Source organism: Xylophilus sp. ASV27 (genome assembly GCF_016428875.1).
In the GTDB taxonomy this organism is placed as follows: domain Bacteria; phylum Pseudomonadota; class Gammaproteobacteria; order Burkholderiales; family Burkholderiaceae_C; genus Xylophilus.
In genome coordinates this window covers 39,150-56,131 of record NZ_JAELTO010000006.1, presented here as the reverse complement: position 1 = coordinate 56,131, position 16,982 = coordinate 39,150, and the positions used below count along the sequence as shown (strand labels likewise).

General features: G+C 67.1%; 15 protein-coding genes and 1 pseudogene. 13 read left to right on the top strand and 3 right to left on the bottom strand.

Translation table 11 applies throughout. The annotated features are described in order from the left end of the window. Positions 1-101 precede the first annotated feature (101 nt). The gene (locus JHD63_RS02695; protein ID WP_198969113.1) at positions 102-1,208 is read right to left on the bottom strand and encodes a J domain-containing protein; all 1,107 of its coding nucleotides are present in this window, start codon (positions 1,206-1,208) and stop codon (positions 102-104) included. Positions 1,209-1,356: 148 nt separating this feature from the next. On the opposite strand from JHD63_RS02695, the gene JHD63_RS02690 reads away from it, so the two are divergent. The 8 genes from JHD63_RS02690 to JHD63_RS02655 all read left to right on the top strand — a co-directional run bounded on the left by JHD63_RS02690 (position 1,357) and on the right by JHD63_RS02655 (position 9,631). Beyond that, a complete protein-coding gene (locus JHD63_RS02690; protein WP_198969112.1) occupies positions 1,357-3,705 on the top strand; it encodes a bifunctional salicylyl-CoA 5-hydroxylase/oxidoreductase in 2,349 nt (782 codons plus the stop codon). Beyond that, the gene (locus JHD63_RS02685; RefSeq protein ID WP_198969111.1) at positions 3,705-4,463 is read left to right on the top strand and encodes an SDR family NAD(P)-dependent oxidoreductase; all 759 of its coding nucleotides are present in this window, start codon (positions 3,705-3,707) and stop codon (positions 4,461-4,463) included. The genes JHD63_RS02690 and JHD63_RS02685 overlap by 1 nt, the downstream gene beginning before the upstream one ends. Before the next feature lie 14 nt (positions 4,464-4,477). Then, positions 4,478-4,987: a MarR family winged helix-turn-helix transcriptional regulator gene (locus tag JHD63_RS02680; protein ID WP_198969133.1), complete on the top strand. Its 510-nt coding sequence runs from the start codon at positions 4,478-4,480 to the stop codon at positions 4,985-4,987. 25 nt (positions 4,988-5,012) lie between these two features. Continuing rightward, the gene (locus JHD63_RS02675; RefSeq protein ID WP_198969110.1) at positions 5,013-5,858 is read left to right on the top strand and encodes an enoyl-CoA hydratase family protein; all 846 of its coding nucleotides are present in this window, start codon (positions 5,013-5,015) and stop codon (positions 5,856-5,858) included. Between the two features lie 10 nt (positions 5,859-5,868). Beyond that, positions 5,869-7,041, top strand: a complete 1,173-nt coding sequence (locus JHD63_RS02670; RefSeq protein WP_198969109.1) for an acyl-CoA dehydrogenase family protein — start codon at positions 5,869-5,871, stop codon at positions 7,039-7,041. Positions 7,042-7,076: 35 nt separating this feature from the next. Next, positions 7,077-8,687 carry an AMP-binding protein gene (locus tag JHD63_RS02665; RefSeq protein ID WP_198969108.1) on the top strand — a complete coding sequence of 537 codons (1,611 nt, stop codon included), beginning with the start codon at positions 7,077-7,079 and terminating at the stop codon, positions 8,685-8,687. A gap of 106 nt (positions 8,688-8,793) precedes the next feature. Further along, the gene (locus JHD63_RS02660) at positions 8,794-9,225 is read left to right on the top strand and encodes an acyl-CoA thioesterase (protein WP_198969107.1); all 432 of its coding nucleotides are present in this window, start codon (positions 8,794-8,796) and stop codon (positions 9,223-9,225) included. 13 nt (positions 9,226-9,238) lie between these two features. After that, positions 9,239-9,631 carry a RidA family protein gene (locus JHD63_RS02655; protein ID WP_198969106.1) on the top strand — a complete coding sequence of 131 codons (393 nt, stop codon included), beginning with the start codon at positions 9,239-9,241 and terminating at the stop codon, positions 9,629-9,631. A 145-nt stretch (positions 9,632-9,776) separates the two neighbouring features. On the opposite strand, the gene JHD63_RS02650 is transcribed toward JHD63_RS02655, so the two are convergent. Beyond that, a complete protein-coding gene (locus JHD63_RS02650) occupies positions 9,777-10,772 on the bottom strand; it encodes an NAD(P)H-dependent flavin oxidoreductase (RefSeq protein ID WP_198969105.1) in 996 nt (331 codons plus the stop codon). A gap of 80 nt (positions 10,773-10,852) precedes the next feature. Here JHD63_RS02650 and JHD63_RS02645 point away from each other — a divergent pair, with 80 nt between their 5' ends. From JHD63_RS02645 to JHD63_RS02630, 4 genes and pseudogenes are all read left to right on the top strand, one after another. After that, positions 10,853-11,626 carry a GntR family transcriptional regulator gene (locus JHD63_RS02645; protein ID WP_198969104.1) on the top strand — a complete coding sequence of 258 codons (774 nt, stop codon included), beginning with the start codon at positions 10,853-10,855 and terminating at the stop codon, positions 11,624-11,626. 11 nt (positions 11,627-11,637) lie between these two features. Then, positions 11,638-13,203, top strand: a complete 1,566-nt coding sequence (locus tag JHD63_RS02640; RefSeq protein WP_233167518.1) for an acyl-CoA synthetase — start codon at positions 11,638-11,640, stop codon at positions 13,201-13,203. Between the two features lie 48 nt (positions 13,204-13,251). Further along, positions 13,252-14,583, top strand: a complete 1,332-nt coding sequence (gene fahA / locus JHD63_RS02635; RefSeq protein ID WP_198969103.1) for a fumarylacetoacetase — start codon at positions 13,252-13,254, stop codon at positions 14,581-14,583. Between the two features lie 30 nt (positions 14,584-14,613). Continuing rightward, positions 14,614-14,748, top strand: a pseudogene (locus tag JHD63_RS02630) (CoA transferase); the annotation flags it as partial. Between the two features lie 69 nt (positions 14,749-14,817). Here JHD63_RS02630 and JHD63_RS02625 read toward each other — a convergent pair. Beyond that, on the bottom strand, positions 14,818-15,750 hold the full coding sequence (locus JHD63_RS02625) for a LysR family transcriptional regulator (RefSeq protein WP_198969102.1): 933 nt from the start codon (positions 15,748-15,750) through the stop codon (positions 14,818-14,820). A gap of 214 nt (positions 15,751-15,964) precedes the next feature. Here JHD63_RS02625 and JHD63_RS02620 point away from each other — a divergent pair, with 214 nt between their 5' ends. Further along, the gene (locus tag JHD63_RS02620; RefSeq protein ID WP_198969101.1) at positions 15,965-16,981 is read left to right on the top strand and encodes a porin; all 1,017 of its coding nucleotides are present in this window, start codon (positions 15,965-15,967) and stop codon (positions 16,979-16,981) included. Position 16,982: the final 1 nt, after the last annotated feature.

Below are 16,982 nucleotides of genomic sequence, written 5' to 3'. Positions count from 1 at the left end.
GTTTTCAAGCGAAAAGTGCCTGTAGCCCAGGTGGTTTCTGGGCTATTAGCTATATATTTGATAGCAATGCGGCGGTGGCGCCTATGGCGCGCGGGCGACGCTCAGAACCCGTCGAAGTCGAACGCCTCTTCGTACAACAGCCGCCGCTGCCGCTCCTGCTTGAGCCAGCGCTTGAGCGCGGTCTTGTCCTGCAGCGCGCTCATGTCGTACTGCTGCTGGTCCAGCTCGGCCCGCAACTCCCGTTCGTGCTCGTCGAGCAATCCGACCAGTTTGCCCGGCTTCAATCCCCACCCGGGTTCGAGCCCGAAGTCGAGCCGGAACCCCATCTCGACGCGCTCGATTTCCGCCTCGAGTTCCTCCAACTGCTCTGCCAGCACCTTGTTGTAGTGCTTCAAGCGCTGGGCGCTGGCATTGGCGATGTGGCCGGCATCGATCTGCTCGATCTGCAACTGCAGCTCCAGCAAGGTGAGCAGATCGTTGGCCGCATAGGCCTGGTTCACCTTCTGCATCAGCCCGGTCTTGGCTTCGCGCTGTGCTGCGTCGGTCTCGCGGTCGGGGTGCAAGGCGCTGGCGAGCTTGCGGAAGATCTCGCGCACCGACTGCGTGGCCTGCTGCGCCTCGGCTTCGCGCCGCTGCTGCGCGGCGCTCTTGCGGCGGGGCGCGGGCTGGGCGCCGCCTTCGGCCTCCTCGGCCGCCGCCCGCTCGCGCATGCCTTGCTGCAGGCGCTGCAGCAGGTCGGCGTGCGTATCGATGCCTTCGTCGTCGCCCAGGTCCAGGCCCATCTGGGATTGCGCAAGATCCTTGAGGGTCAGCACGATCTGCTTTTGCTCGGTGTCGAAGTCGACCTCGGCGTGCCTGTCGAAAACTGCCTTCAACTCCTCATCGTCGCCCTGCGTATTCAGCAGCAGGCCGGCGTACTCGCACACCAGTTCGCGCAGCGTTTCGCGTTCCGCCTTGGTCCACCCGCGCTGGCCAAGCACCTCGTCCAGCGCGAAGACCCACTGCCTGCGCAGGGCTGCCAGCTCGTTCTCCAGTGGCAGCAGCGCCCGCGAATGGGCCTGCCGGTACAGGCCGATGTTGTCCTGCCATTGCGCCAGCGTCCGGCGTGCCTCGGCGATCTTTCGGATCAGCGTGTTGAAGCGCTTCTGCTGCGGCGTCAGGGTGGGGCCGGCCTGGCCGGCGGAGATCTGCAAGGTGGTGCGGGACATGGGGCATGACTCTGGGAGAGGGCGCCATTGTCCTTGATCGACCCCCCGCCCCGTTGCCGCGAGGCGTCCTGCTGGTTCATATAGTTGACAACTAAAGTAATCATGGATAAATTGCCAGGCACCTCATCAACTCGACCCTGGAATCCCCATGAAGGTGGTGTGCATCGGCGGTGGACCGGCGGGCCTGTATCTGGCGCTGCTGATGAAGAAGCGCAACCCGGCGCACGACATCACCGTCGTCGAGCGCAACAAGCCCTACGACACCTTCGGCTGGGGCGTGGTGTTCTCCGACGCCACGCTGGAGAACATGCGCGCCTGGGACGCCGAGACGGCGGCCGACATCGAGCGCGCCTTCAACCACTGGGACGACATCGAGCTGGAGTTCAAGGGCCGCACCATCCGCAGCGGCGGGCACGGCTTCGTCGGCATCGGCCGCAAGCGCCTGCTCAACATCCTGCAGCGGCGCTGCGAGGCGCTGGGCGTGGCGCTGGAGTTCGAGCGCGAGGTCGAGTCCGATGCCGACTTCCCCGACGCCGACCTGGTCGTGGCCTGCGACGGCGTCAACTCCAAGGTCCGCCGCAAGCACGCTCATGTCTTCAAGCCCGACATCGTGACCCGGCCCAACCGCTTCATCTGGCTGGGCACGCACCGGCGCTACGACGCCTTCAATTTCACGTTCGAGAAGACCGAGCATGGCTGGTTCCAGGCGCACGTCTACCAGTTCGACCCGGATACCACCACCTTCATCGTCGAGACGCCCGAGCAGGTCTGGCGCGCCCACGGCCTGGACCGGATGGACACCGAGGCCTCCATCGCCTTCTGCGAGAAGCTGTTCGCCAGGCATCTGCAGGGCCAGCCGCTGATGAGCAACGCGCGCCACCTGCGCGGCTCGGCCTGGCTCAACTTCCAGCGGGTGCGCTGCGAGCAGTGGTCGCTGTTCAACGGCCACAGCCACGTGGTGCTGATGGGCGACGCGGTCCACACCGCGCACTTCGCCATCGGCTCTGGGACCAAACTGGCGCTGGAGGACGCGATCGAGCTGGTGCGCCAGTTCGACACCGTGGGTTACAGCCCGGCCGACATCCCCGAGGTGCTGAGGCGCTACCAGGCGCTGCGCAGCGTCGACGTGCTGCGCCTGCAGAACGCGGCCTGGAACGCGATGGAATGGTTCGAGGCGGTGGGCGAGCGCTATGCCGACACCCTGCCGCCCGAGCAGTTCATGTACTCCATGCTGACCCGCTCGCAGCGCATCAGCCACGAGAACCTGCGCCTGCGCGACCGCGCCTGGCTGGAAGGCTACGAGCGCTGGTTCGCCGGACAGGCGGGCGTTACCCTCGCCCCCGGCGCGGCCGCGCCGCCGCCCATGTTCACGCCCTTCACGCTGCGCGGCGTCACGCTCAAGAACCGCGTGGTGGTCTCGCCCATGGCGCAGTACTCGGCCATGGACGGCATTGCCGGCGACTACCACCTGGTGCACCTGGGCGCGCGCGCCATGGGCGGCGCGGCCATGGTGTTCGCCGAGATGACCTGCGTCAGCGCCGAAGGCCGCATCACCCCCGGCTGCCCGGGGCTCTACACCGAGGCCCAGCGCGACGCCTGGAAGCGCATCGCCGACTGGATCCACTCCAATAGCGACGCCAAGTTTGCGCTGCAGATCGGCCACGCCGGCGCCAAGGCCTCCACCCGCGTGGCCTGGGACGGCATCGACCAGCCGCTGCCCGAGGGCAACTGGCCGCTGCTGTCGGCCTCGCCCCAGCAGTACCTGGAGGGCGTCAGCCAGCAGTCGCGCGCCATGACCCGCGCCGACATGGACCAGGTGCGCGAGCAGTTCGTGCAGTCCGCGCGCTGGGCGGCCGAGGCCGGCGCGGATTGGCTGGAGCTGCATTGCGCCCACGGCTACCTGCTGTCGTCCTTCATCTCGCCGCTGACCAACCAGCGCACGGACGAGTACGGCGGCGCGCTGGAGAACCGGCTGCGCTACCCGCTGGAGGTGTTCGCCGCGGTGCGCCGGGTGTGGCCCGCGCATCTGCCGATGTCGGTGCGCATCTCGGCGCACGACTGGGTCGAGGGCGGCACCACGCCGGCCGACGCGGTGCGGATCGCGCGCGCCTTCAAGGCCGCGGGCGCCGACATGGTCGATTGCTCGTCCGGCCAGGTCAGCAAGCTGGAGAAGCCGGTGTACGGGCGCATGTTCCAGACGCCGTTCTCCGACCGCATCCGCAACGAGGCGGGCATTGCCACCATCGCGGTCGGCGCCATCTCCGAGGCCGACCACGTCAACAGCATCATCGCCGCCGGCCGCGCCGACCTGTGCGCCATCGCGCGGCCGCACCTGGCCAACCCGGCCTGGACGCTGGACCAGGCCGCGCGCATCGGCTACGGCGCCCTCGACTGGCCGCGCCCCTACCGCTCGGCCAAGGGCCAGCTCGAATCGAACTACGCCCGCGAGCGCGCCCAGGCGCAGGCCGCCGCGCCGCAGGCCAAGGAGCCGGTCTGATGATGCAGGGCCTGCATGCCGTCGTCACCGGTGCCGGGCAGGGCATAGGCGCGGCCATCGCCCGCGCGCTGGCCGCGCGCGGCGTGCGCCTGAGCCTGCTGGGCCGCCGCATCGCGCCGCTCCAGGCGCTGGCTGCCGAACTGCCGCGGGCCGCCGCCATCGCGGCCGACGTGACTGATCCAGACGCTTTAGCCCGCGCCTTTGCTGCCGCGCGCGAGCGGCACGGCCCGGTCTCGATCCTGGTCAACAACGCCGGCCAGGCCGAGAGCGCGCCCTTCGGCAAGACCTCGCGCGCGCTGTGGCAGCGCATGCTGGACGTGAACCTGTCAGGCAGCTTCCACTGCATGCAGCAGGCGCTGCCCGACATGCTGGCCGCCGGCCAGGGCCGCATCGTCAACATCGCCAGCACGGCCGGCCAGCGCGGCTATGCCTATGTGGCGGCCTACAGCGCGGCCAAGCATGGCGTGGTCGGGCTGACGCGCTCCGTGGCGCTGGAGGTGGCGGCCAGGGGCATCACCGTCAACGCGGTCTGCCCCGGCTATACCGAGACCGAGATCCTGCACGAGAGCATCGCCCGCGTGGTCGCCACCACCGGCCGCAGCGCGGCCGAGGCCCGCGCCAGCTTCGAGCGCGGCAACCCGCAGCAGCGCCTGGTGCAGCCGCAGCAGGTGGCCGACGCGGTGCTGTGGCTATGCGGCGAGGGTGCCGGCGCTGTCACCGGCCAGTGCATATCTATATCAGGCGGGGAGGTCATGTGAAACGCAATCCCAAGATGACGGCCGAGCGCCTGCTGGACGACCAGAGCATCGGCCTGGAAGGCCGCGTGGCCTCGGACGACCACCAGTCACTCAAGCTCTGGCTGCGGCTGCTGTCCTGCAGCACGCAGATCGAGACGCTGATCCGCAAGCGTCTGCGCGCCGAATTCGGCATCACGCTGGCGCGCTTCGATTACCTGGCCCAGCTATATCGCAACCCCGAGGGCCTGCGCATGAGCGCGCTGTCGCGCTTCCTGATGGTGACCGGCGGCAACGTCACCGGCCTGACCGACGAGCTGGAGAAGGAAGGCTTCGTCGAGCGCAGCGCCAACCCGCAGGACCGGCGCTCCTCCCAGGTGCGCCTCACGCCCAAGGGCCGCCGCGCCTTCGAGAAGATCGCCGCGGTGCACGAGGCCTGGGTGGTCGAGATCTTTTCCGGCCTGGGCGCGGCCGAGCAGCGCCAGATGCACGGCCTGCTGGGCGAGCTGCGCGTGCAACTCACCGCCGGCACCCAGGATGCCGGCTGACACCATTTCAAGGAGACAAGCCAACATGCCCCTCGACCCCTCTCTGCGGGCCGGCAATCGCCGCAGCCTGGCCGCCTATGCCGCGCAGCACTTCGGCTGGTCGGTGCAGCACGGCGTGGCCACCATCACGCTGAACCGGCCCGAGCGCAAGAACCCGCTGACCTTCGACTCCTACGCCGAACTGCGCGACCTGTTCGAGCAACTGCGCTATGCCGACGACGTGCAGGCGGTGGTGCTGCACGGCGCCGGCGGCAACTTCTGCTCGGGCGGCGACGTGCACGAGATCATCGGCCCGCTGATCGGCCTGCCCGCGCCCGAGCTGCTGATGTTCACCCGCATGACCGGCGCCCTGGTCAAGGCCATGCGGCACTGCCCGCAGCCGGTGATCGCCGCCATCGACGGCATCTGCGCCGGCGCCGGCGCCATCCTGGCCATGGCCTCCGACATGCGCCTGGGCACGGCGCGCAGCAAGACCGCCTTCCTGTTCAACCGCGTCGGCCTGGCCGGCTGCGACATGGGCGCCTGCGCGATGCTGCCGCGCCTGATCGGGCAGGGCCGGGCCAGCGAACTGCTCTACACCGGCCGCGCGCTGGACGGCGAAGAGGCGGCGCTGTGGGGCTTCCTGAACCGGCTGTGCACGCCGGAAGAGGTGCTGGAACAGGCCCAGGCGCTGGCGCGCGAGATCGCCCAGGGCCCGAGCTTTGCCAACGGCATCACCAAGACCATGCTGCACCAGGAATGGGCCATGGGCGTGGACGAAGCCATCGAGTCCGAGGCCCAGGCCCAGGCGCTGTGCATGCTGACCGAGGACTTCTCGCGCGCCTACCACGCGTTCGCCGAGAAGCGCAAACCCGTCTTCCAGGGCAACTGAGGGCCGGCCCATGCAGCACCAAGAACACCTGGACTGGCCCTTCTTCGACGCCCACCACAAGGCCCTGGCGCTGGAACTCGACGCCTGGGCCGCCGAGCGCGTGGCGCACCTGCACGGCGATGACGTCGACGCCGACTGCCGCACCCTGGTGCGCCGCCTGGGCGACGCCGGCTGGCTGCGCCACGCGGTGGCCGGCACCGCCCATGGCGGCAGCAGCGAGGCGCTGGATACCCGCATCCTGTGCCTGGTGCGCGAGACGCTGGCGCGCCACAACGGGCTGGCCGACTTCGCCTTTGCCATGCAGGGCCTGGGCTCGGGCGCCATCAGCCTGCACGGCACGCCCGGGCAGAAGGCGCGCTGGCTGCCGGCCGTGGCGCAGGGCAGGGCGATCGCCGCCTTCGCGCTGTCCGAGCCCGACGCCGGCTCGGACGTCGCCGCCATGGCCTGCAGCGCGCGGGTCGAGGGCGACACGGTGGTGCTCGACGGCGAGAAGACCTGGATCTCCAACGGCGGCATCGCCGACTTCTACGTGGTGTTCGCCCGCACCGGCGAGGCGCCGGGCGCGCGCGGCATCTCGGCCTTCGTGGTGCCGGCCGACGCACCGGGCTTCACGGTGGCCGAGCGCATCGCGCTGATCGCGCCGCACCCGCTGGCGCGGCTGCGCTTCGACGGCTGCCGCATTCCGCTCAGCCACCGCCTGGGCGCGGCGGGCGAGGGCTTCAAGGTGGCCATGCGCACGCTCGATGTGTTCCGCACCTCGGTGGCCGCGGCCGCGCTCGGTTTTGCACGGCGTGCACTGCAAGAGGGCCTGGAGCGCGCCAGCACGCGGCACATGTTCAAGGGCGTGCTGGGGGACTTCCAGCTGACGCAGGCCAGCCTGGCGCAGATGGCCACCACGGTGGACGGCGCCGCGCTGCTCACCTATCGCGCCGCGTGGAAGCGCGACCAGGGCCACACCGTGACGCGCGAGGCCGCCATGGCCAAGATGGCCGCCACCGAGGGCGCGCAGCAGGTGATAGACGCCGCGCTGCAACTGTGGGGCGGGCAGGGCGTGGTCAGCGGCCAGACCGTGGAGCGCCTGTACCGCGAGATCCGCGCGCTGCGCATCTACGAGGGCGCGACCGAGGTGCAGCAGCTCATCATCGGCCGCGATCTGCTGCGCGGTTTCGCGCCGGCCGCGTGAACCGTTCCATCCGCACACCACCAGGGGGCCCGCCCATGACCAGCGCGCATATCGACACCTTCGCCCGCGACCGGCTGCCGCCGCCGTCGCAGCAGCCCGAGTACTGCTTCGACCTGCCCGCGCTGCAGTTCCCGGCGCGGCTCAACTGCGCCACCGAACTGCTGGACCTTCGCGTGGCGGCGGGCGAGGGCGACCGCACCTGCCTGCTGGCGCCCGGCCTGCGCTGGAGCTATGCCGAACTGCAGGACCGCGCCAACCGCATCGCCGCCGTGCTGGTGCACGAGATGGGCTTGGTGCCCGGCAACCGCGTGCTGCTGCGCGCGCCCAACAACCCCATGATGGTGGCCTGCTGGTTCGCGGTGATGAAGGCCGGCGCCATTGCCGTGGCCACCATGCCGCTGCTGCGCGCCAAGGAGCTGGCGCAGGTGATGGACAAGGGCGCCATCACCCATGCCCTGTGCGACGCCCGCCTGGCCGACGATCTGCGCAGCGCGGCGGCGCAATGCCCGGTGCTGTCGCGCATACGCTGCTTCCACGACGCCGGCCCCGACGGGCTCGAGGCCGCCATGGCGCGCCAGAGCGGCAGCTTCGCCAACGTGGACACCGCCGCCGACGACACCTGCATCCTCGCCTTCACCTCCGGCACCACCGGCATGCCCAAGGGCACCATGCACTTCCACCGCGACGTGATGGCGATCTGCGCCTGCTGGCCGCCGCACGTGCTGCGCCCGCGGCCGGACGACGTCTTCATCGGCAGCCCGCCGCTGGCCTTCACCTTCGGCCTGGGCGGACTGGTGCTGTTCCCCATGAGCGTGGGCGCCGCCACCGTGCTGCTGGAGAAGGCATCGCCGGCGCAGCTGGTGCAGGCCATTGGCGACTTCGGCGCCACCACGCTGTTCACCGCGCCCACCTCCTACCGCGCCATGGCCGCCAGCGGGCCAGAGCTGCGCGCCACCCGGCTGCGCCAGTGCGTTTCGGCCGGCGAGGTGCTGCCGGCGGCCACCCGCGCGCTGTGGAAGGAGGCCACCGGCATCGAGCTGATCGACGGCATCGGCGCCACCGAGATGCTGCACATCTTCATCTCCGCCGACGAGGCCAGCGCCCGTCCCGGCGCCACCGGCAAGCCCGTGCCCGGCTACCAGGCGCGCGTGGTGGACGAGCAGGGCCGCCCGCTGCCGCCCAACACCGTCGGCCGGCTCGCGGTCAAGGGCCCCACCGGCTGCCGCTACCTGGCCGACGAGCGGCAGAAGCACTACGTGCAGGACGGCTGGAACCTCACCGGCGACGCCTTCCTGATGGACGAGGACGGCTACTTCCACTACCAGTCGCGCACCGACGACATGATCATCTCGGCCGGCTACAACATCGCCTCGCCCGAGGTCGAGGACGCGCTGCTGCAGCACCCGCTGGTGGCCGAATGCGGCGTGATCGGGGTGCCCGACGAGGAGCGCGGCCAGATCGTCAAGGCCTTCGTGGTGCTGCGCCCCGGCGCCGAGCCGACGGAGGCGCTGGCCGCGGAACTGCAGGACTTCGTCAAGCAGCGCATCGCGCCCTACAAATACCCGCGCGCGGTGGAATTCCGCACCCATCTCCCGCGCACCGAGACCGGCAAGCTCCAGCGGTTTCGGCTGCGCCAGCCGGCCTGATGGTTCCGGGCGCCATTGGCAGCAACACGGCGTTGCTATAAAATACATAGCTAAAAGCCTAGGTAGTACCTGGGCTACAGGCACTTTTCATCAAAAAACCATCCCGATGAGCATTCCCCCCGCCCTGCGCTTCGAACGCGAGTACCCGATCCGCTTCGCCCACTGCGACCCGGCCGGCATCATCTTCTTTCCGCAGTACCTGGTCCTCTTCAACGCCCTGGTGGAAGACTGGGTGAGCGACGGCCTCGGCATCCCCTATGCCGACCTGCTGGCGCGCCGCCGCATCGGCATGCCCATCGTCAGCCTGCAGTGCGACTTCAGCGCCATCAGCCGCATGGGCGAGCGCGTGATCTTCGAGCTGGCCGTCGAGCGCATCGGCACCAGCTCGCTCGCGCTGGCGCTGGACGCGCGCCTGGGCGACGAACTGCGCGTGCGCTCGCGCCAGGTGCTGGTCACCACCAGCCTGGACACGCACCGCGCCATCCCCATCCCCGAGGACATGCGCGCCGCGCTGGCCCCCTACCATCCCGAACGCTGACAGGAGCGCCCCCATGCAAGTCCTTCTCCCCCCCGGCTGGCCGCGCCCGCGCGGCTACGCCAACGGCGTCACCGCCCGCGGCCGCATGGTCTTCGTCGCCGGCATGATCGGCTGGGACGCCCAGGGCCGCTTCGCCGAAGGCGGCATGGCCGCCCAGGTGCGCCAGGCGCTGCAGAACGTCGTCGACGTGCTCAAGGCCGGCGACGCCCGCCCCGAGCACATCGTGCGCATGACCTGGTACGTGACGGACAAGCAGGCCTACGTCGCTGCCTACCCCGAGATCGGCGTGGCCTTCCGCGAACTGATCGGCAGCTTCAATGCCGCGATGACCGCGGTGGAGGTGTCGGCGCTGATCGAGGACCAGGCGCTGGTGGAGATCGAGGCGACGGCGGTGGTGCCGGATTGACGATGCGCCGGGCAGAACCGCCGCCGCTTTCAGCCTGAGATGTTGGCAACGTGCTGGGCGAAGTTGTCGAGAACGGCTTCGATGTGCGCTTGCGTGCTCAATTTCATGGTCTCGATCCTCGTCCGCCGGCGCGTTTGAGCTGCACCTATACCGCCGCGCACGCCAATGGCCGCCGGGTTTTATCGCTGAGTTCCCTCTGCGCAGCCTCGTACTCGCGTTGCAGCCGCGCCATGTGTGCGCCTGCGGGCTCCACCGCCGAGACCGCGCCGATGCCCTGCCCGCAGCCCCAGATGTCGCGCCACGCCTTGGCCTTGGAACTGCTGCCCGAGCCAAAGCTCATCTGGCTCGGGTCGCTGACGGGAAGGTTCTCGGGGTCGAGCCCTGCCTTCAGGATGGACGGGCGCAGGTAATTGCCGTGCACCCCGGTAAAGAGGTTGGTGTAGACGATGTCATCCGCATGGCTGTCCACGATCATCTGCTTGTAGTCCTGCGGCGCATTCGCTTCCTGGCTCGCGATGAACAAGGACCCTATGTAGGCCAGGTCTGCGCCCATCGCTTGAGCGGCCAGCACGGCACGGCCCGTGGCGATCGATCCGGACAATGCAATGGGACCGTCGAACCAGCTGCGCAGTTCCTGCACCAGAGCGAAGGGTGAGAGACGTCCCGCATGGCCGCCGGCACCGGCTGCCACGCAGATGAGGCCGTCTGCGCCCTTTTCGACCGCCTTGCGAGCGAAGGTGTTGTTGATCACGTCATGCATCACCACGCCTCCGTAGGCGTGCACCGCGTCGTTCAACTCGGTGCGGGCCCCGAGCGAGGTGATGACGATCGGCACCCTGTACTTGGCGCAGAGTTCCATGTCCTGTTCGAGGCGGTCGTTCGTCTTGTGGACGATCTGGTTCACGGCGAAGGGCGCCGCCGGCTGATCCTGGTGCCTGCGGTCCCAGGCGGCGAGTTCTTCAGTGATGCGATGCAGCCACTCGTCCAGTTGCGCGGCGGGCCGTGCGTTGAGCGCCGGGAAAGAGCCGACAACGCCGGCCTGGCATTGGGCAATGACCAGGTCCGGGTTGGAAATGATGAACAGCGGTGCGCAGATCACGGGCAGACGCAGTCGGTCCTGGAGGATGGGCGGCAATGGCATGCAAGGTCCTTGTGCAGAAGATTTATTTTGCATAATACGCCAAACTTTGCACAAAACACAATTCTGTATATGATCGACTCATGATCAATCCCACCCGTGAGGCATCGATGATGAAGACCGCGACGCCGCCCTCCGACACGCTGGCCGAGCAAGCCACCGCCGTACTGCAGAACGCGATCCTTCAATCCGAGCTGGAGCCCGGTTCAAAGCTGCGGGTGCACGAGTTGGCGCGGCAGTTGGGGTTTGGCACGACGCCCATTCGGGAGGGCTTGCTCCGCCTGGTCTCGCGCGGCCACGTGGTGGCCACGGGCAACCAGGGTTTTCGTGTCGCCGGCATGAGCCGCGAGGATCTGGACGACATCGTTCGCGTGCGCACGCTGGTCGAGGTCGAAGCGCTGCGTGCGTCCATCCAGCGCGGCGATCACGAGTGGGAGGCCCGGGTCGTCGCAGCGCTCCATCGCATGCGACGGTTCGAGGAGGTGACGGCCTGGGACGAGGCCGCAGCCGGCGAGTTCGACAGCCTTCACAAGGACTACCACGTGGCACTGATCTCCGCGTGCGGATCGCCGCGTCTGATCGAGCTGCAGAGTTCCCTCTACGACCAAACCTACCGCTACCGCCACCACATGATGAAGGGCGTTGGCCGTTCATCGCTGATCGCGGCGGAGCACGACGAGCTCACCCGACTGGTGCTGGATCGCCATGAGTCCGCTGCTTGCGAAGCTGTTCGGGCCCACATCTTGATGACGCCGGCCATGCTCCATGCCGCCGATGAGGCTGCGAGCGTGCTCGCCACTGCGGCGAAGACCGCGCCCGCAAGCCGGGCAGCCGTTCGCTCGAAAAAACCAGCTTGAGACAACGACCCATGACCGATTTCCATCAACCGATGCAGCGCGCGCAGGCCCGTCTTATTTCTGGCGAACGCCGCCAGTCCGTCGAAGAGATGCGCTTGAACGCTGCACGGGCTGCCAATGGCTTTCGTTCCATGGGTCTGAGCGATGGCGATTCGGTTGCGATACTGATGCGCAACGACTTCGCGTTTTTCGAGGCATCGCTGGGCGCAGGATTGATCGGTGCCTACGCTACGCCGATCAACTGGCATTTCACCGCCGATGAAGTGCGCTACATCCTGCAGGACTGCAACGCCAAAGTGCTCGTGGCGCACGCGGATCTCATCCCCCAGCTCATCGGGAGCATTCCTGCCGGCGTTCGTTTGCTGGTGGTGGCCACTCCTGCCGAGATTGCCGCTGCCTATGGCCTTGCGGTACCCGCCGGGTTCTCATGCGAGGGCGGCGCCGACTGGGATATGTGGTTGACACAGCACTCTTCGGCGGCTCCTGATGCGGGCGCACCTCCTGCCTCCATGGTCTACACGTCTGGTACCACCGGCAGACCGAAAGGCGTCCGGAGAAATCGGCCGACGCCTGAGCAGAGGATCCTCAGCGAGCAGCACGCGGCGATCATCTACGGGCTGAAGGCGGATGAGCCCGGCGTGGTGCTCATGAACGGGCCGATGTACCACTCCGCTCCCAACGCCTACGGGATGCTCGCCGCCCGCATCGGCGCCTCCATCGTGCTACAAGCCCGGTTCGATGCAGAGGAGATGCTGGATCTGATTGATCGGTACCGCGTGACGCACATGCATATCGTGCCGACCATGTTCGTGCGCCTGCTGAGGCTGCCCGCAGAAGTGCGCGCCCGATACGCGCTGTCGTCACTCAGGCATGTGGTGCATGGCGCAGCGCCGTGCCCGATTCATGTGAAGCGCGCCATGATCGATTGGTGGGGGCCGGTGATTTGCGAGTACTACGGCTCCACGGAAACCGGAATTCCAGTCTGGCACAACGCCGAGGAGGCATTGCGCAAGCCCGGCACGGTGGGCCGTGCTCTCCACGGCTGCACTGCCAAGGTGTTCGATGACGCAGGGAATGAACTGGCCCCAGGACGGGTCGGCGAAATCCATATGCGGGCCAGTTTCCTGCCCGACTTCACTTACCAAGGGAACGCCGAAAAGCGTCAGGAGATCGATCGTGGGGGGCTTGTCACGGTGGGCGACGTGGGACTGATCGATGAGGACGGCTACATCTTTCTGTGCGACCGCAAGAAAGACATGATCATCTCCGGCGGTGTGAACATCTATCCCGCGGAGATCGAAGCAGTGCTGATCGACATGCCCGGCGTGAAGGACTGTGCCGTCTTCGGCATTCCGGATGAGGAATTCGGCGAGAGCATTTGTGCGCATATCGAAGTGGGAGAGCAGGGCGCCGTCACTGCGCAGGAGGTGCGGGCCCACCTGGCTTCGAGGCTGGCTCGGTTCAAGGTGCCCAGAGTGATCGAATTTTCTGCGGCGTTGCCGCGTGAAGATTCGGGAAAGATCTTCAAGCGAAAGCTGCGCGATCCCTATTGGGAGAAGGCAGGACGCTCCATCTGAACCCAGGCTTCCATCGCCTGCAGTTTCCTCTCCTGACACAACGAGCACATGAGCGCACCCAACGAAACCCACGATCCCCAACTGATGAGCTGGGTGGAAACCGCCAACCTCGCCAATGGCGATTTCCCGATTCAGAACTTGCCTCACGGCGTCTTTCGTGTGCGTGGTGCCACCGAGGGTTTCCGGGGCGGCGTTGCGATCGGCGACATGATCCTGGATATGCACAAGGCCTGCTCGCTGGGCGTCTTCAAAGGGCCGGATGCCGACGCTGCGGCGAAGGCGGCGCAGCCCACTCTCAATGCGCTGATGGCTTCGGGTCCCCACGCCTGGAGCGGCTTGCGGTTGGCGCTTTCACGGGCGCTGCGTGTGGGTGCGCCTGAGGCGTGCATCCTCCGCAACTGCCTCGTTTCGCAGTCCGGAGCAGAATTCGGAGTTCCCGCCCAGATCGGGGACTACACGGACTTTTTTGCGTCGCAGTATCACGCCTTCAATGTGGGACAGATCTTCGCCCCCGCTAACCCGTTGTACCCCAACTTCAAGTGGCTTCCCATTGCATACCACGGCAGAGCTTCTTCCATTGAAGTCAGCGGCGGGAGTTTCTACCGACCGTACGGCCAACGTCGCCCCGTGGCCGGAAGCGACGTGCCGGCGTTCGGCCCGTCGACCAGCGTGGACTACGAGCTTGAGCTGGCCGCCTTCATGGGCCCGGGAAATGCCAGGGGCGAGCCCATTCCCATCGACCAGGCGGAGCAGCACATCTTTGGCGTGTGTCTGCTCAATGATTGGTCGGCACGCGACGTGCAGGGCTGGGAGTCGATGCCGCTGGGTCCCTTCTTGGCCAAGAATTTCCTCACCACCATCTCTCCCTGGATCGTCACCATGGAAGCCTTGGCGCCCTTTCGCGTGCCGCTGGTGCGGGCTGAGAGCGACCCGCCGACGTTGCCATATCTTCGAGCAACGCGTGCTGGCGAAAATGGCGGACTCGACATCCAGCTCGAAGCCTGGCTGCTGACTCCCAAGACCGGAGACCAAGGCGTCCGACTCAGCCGCACCAGCGCCAAGCATACCTACTGGTCGCTTGCCCAGATGGTGGCGCACCATACAGAAGGAGGTTGCAATCTTCGTCCTGGAGACATGCTGGGAACGGGCACTCAGTCAGGCCCTGCGCGCGGCGAAGAAGGGTGCCTGCTTGAACTGAGCCGGGGAGGCAAGGAGCCGGTCGATCTCGGTAACGGTGAGAGCCGGCGCTTTCTTGAAGATGGCGATACGGTCGTCCTGCGAGGGTGGTGCGAGCGCCACGGCTTCCGGCGGATCGGTTTCGGCGAGTGTCGGGGGCAGCTCATGCCGGCACGCAAAGCCGTGCGCGAATACGTGCGTTGACCGTCGAAGAATCAACGTTCCGAGGGCCCGATGCGGCAGATTCTTGAAGGTATTCGCGTACTCGATTTCGGTCGATACATTTCCGACCCCTACTGCGCCGCGCTGCTGGCCGACATGGGTGCTGATGTCATTCGAGTGGAGCGCGTCGAGGGCGGCGAGGACAGAACCCTCAATGTGACTTGGGGCAACGCTGAACAAGTCCCTTGCGTGTCGAGGGCGCTTATTCAGCGTCGCCTAGGATCTGGGTTTCGCGCGTCGCGCGTCCGCCAGCCGCTTGTTGATTTCCTCGGTCGCAATCTGCGCGAAGGCTTGCAAGGCGGGCGGCAGGGTACGGCCGGCGCGCACGTAGACGCCCATTTCCCAGTACATGGCCCTGGGCGCGACCAGCGGCACGTGGACCAGGCTCCGCGCGTCCATCTCGCTCCCGGTGCGGATTCGCGTCAGGAAGGCGACGCCGACGCCTGACGCCGCCAGGCTTTTCATCAGCTCGGTGGACGTGGTGCGCAAGGCCACCTTGAAGGGCTTGTCATAGGACTCGATGGCAGGCTGCAGCGCGTCGTACATGGACAGATCGGCGCTGGGCAGGATCAGCGGGTATCTGGCGCAGTCACTGAAGCTCACCTGTTTGCGGGCCGCCAGAGGGTGATCGGGTGGAATGATGGTCACGAACTCGAACCGCGCCAACGCCACCTGATGCAGGGCTGGATTACGGTGCGTGGGAAAACCGATGGCGATGTCGGCGTCGCCACTGGCGACGGCCTGAAAGATGCTGGCCGAAGTGCCTGAGGTAATGGTGAGTTCGACCTGCGGGTGCTGGGACAGCATGCGCGTGGCCAGTGTGGCCATCAAGGTCGACTGCAGGCCTTCCACCGCCATGATGTGCAGGCTTCCGCGCCGCAGGCCGCGCAGGTTGTCGAGATCTCCGCCCAGGCGCTGCGCGTCCTGCAGCACGGTGATGACATGGTGCGCAAACAACTCGCCCGCGGCCGTCAGGCGCAGTCCGCTGCTGAGGCGCTCGAACAGCGGCGCCCCGACTTCCTCCTCCAGCGCCAGCAACTGGCGATTGGCCGCTGACGCCGTGATGTTGAGCAGGCGTGCCGCGCCGCGTATGGATCCGCAGCGGCGAATCATGTCGAAGTAGTGGAGCGATCGGGCGTGGATGCGCATGGGATGGGTCTCGGTTGGCGCTGAAACGGCTGGGTCAAGTATCTCCAGCTAGCCCATGCGGCATGGTTCTTCGCCGTTGCTTTTTTCGAATCACCCATGTGCAAATTAAACGCTATGCGAACCGCGGCAGGACTGCCACATTCGTGCCCGTGCTGCATGCGAACCGCCCGAGTTCCCGGCAACGCGACATCTCTAACAAACGACGGAGACATTCATGAAATCCCTTTCCAAACTCGCAGCCCTTGCCTGCGGCACCGTCTCGGTCGGTGCTTTGGCGCAGTCGGACATACGGCTCTACGGTGTGATCGACCAGTCGGTGGGCCGCTTCCAGGATGCGGGCTCTGACAGCCGCATGCGGCTGGAGAGCGGCAAGCTGTTCACCAGCTTCTTCGGCATGGGCGGCTCGGAAGACCTGGGGGGCGGCCTGAAGGCGGTGTTTGCGCTGGAGTCCTTCTTCCGCGCCGACACCGGCGAGCCCGGCCGCTACAACAGTGACAGCTTCTTCTCGCGCGCCGCCAACGTCGGCCTGAGTGGCGACTTCGGCGCGCTTCGCCTTGGCCGCCAGAGCACGCCGACGCGCGCCGCAGCCGGCCGCTTCGATCCCTTCGGCGGCTCGACTGGTTTCTCGCCCGCGATTCGCCAGGTGTTTTCTCCCAACGCGTCCGCCTTGCGCTACTTCGGTGACACCGCATGGAACAACGCAGTGGGCTATTCGACCAATAGCTACGGCGGGCTGGCCGCCAGCGTGATGGGTAGTTTCGGAGAGCAGAGCAGCGGCTCGTTCGGGAACAACATCGGCGGCAACGTTGCTTATTACAGCAAGAGTTTCTCCGGCGCACTCGCGTTCCAGCGCGTGAAGAACGGCGCATCAGGCGTGCCCGCGGGCTTCAAGCATCAGGACACGCTTGAACTCAGCGCCGCGTACGATTTCGCCGCGCTGAAAGTGTTTGGCCAGGTCGGCAAGGTGAGCACGCGGGCCAGCGCCAACACCCACACCAGCATCTACAACGTCGGCCTCACCATGCCCATCGGGGCGGGCAAGGTGCTGGCGCAGTACGGCAACGCCACCTCGCATTTCGCCGCGGCGGACGCCACCAACAAGACGCTGACCGTCGGCTATGACTACTTCCTGTCCAAGCGCACCGATGTTTACTTGATCGGAATGTCTGATCGCTTCACGGGCAAGAACAGCGGCACCACCCTGGCGGCCGGCATTCGCCACGGTTTCTGAT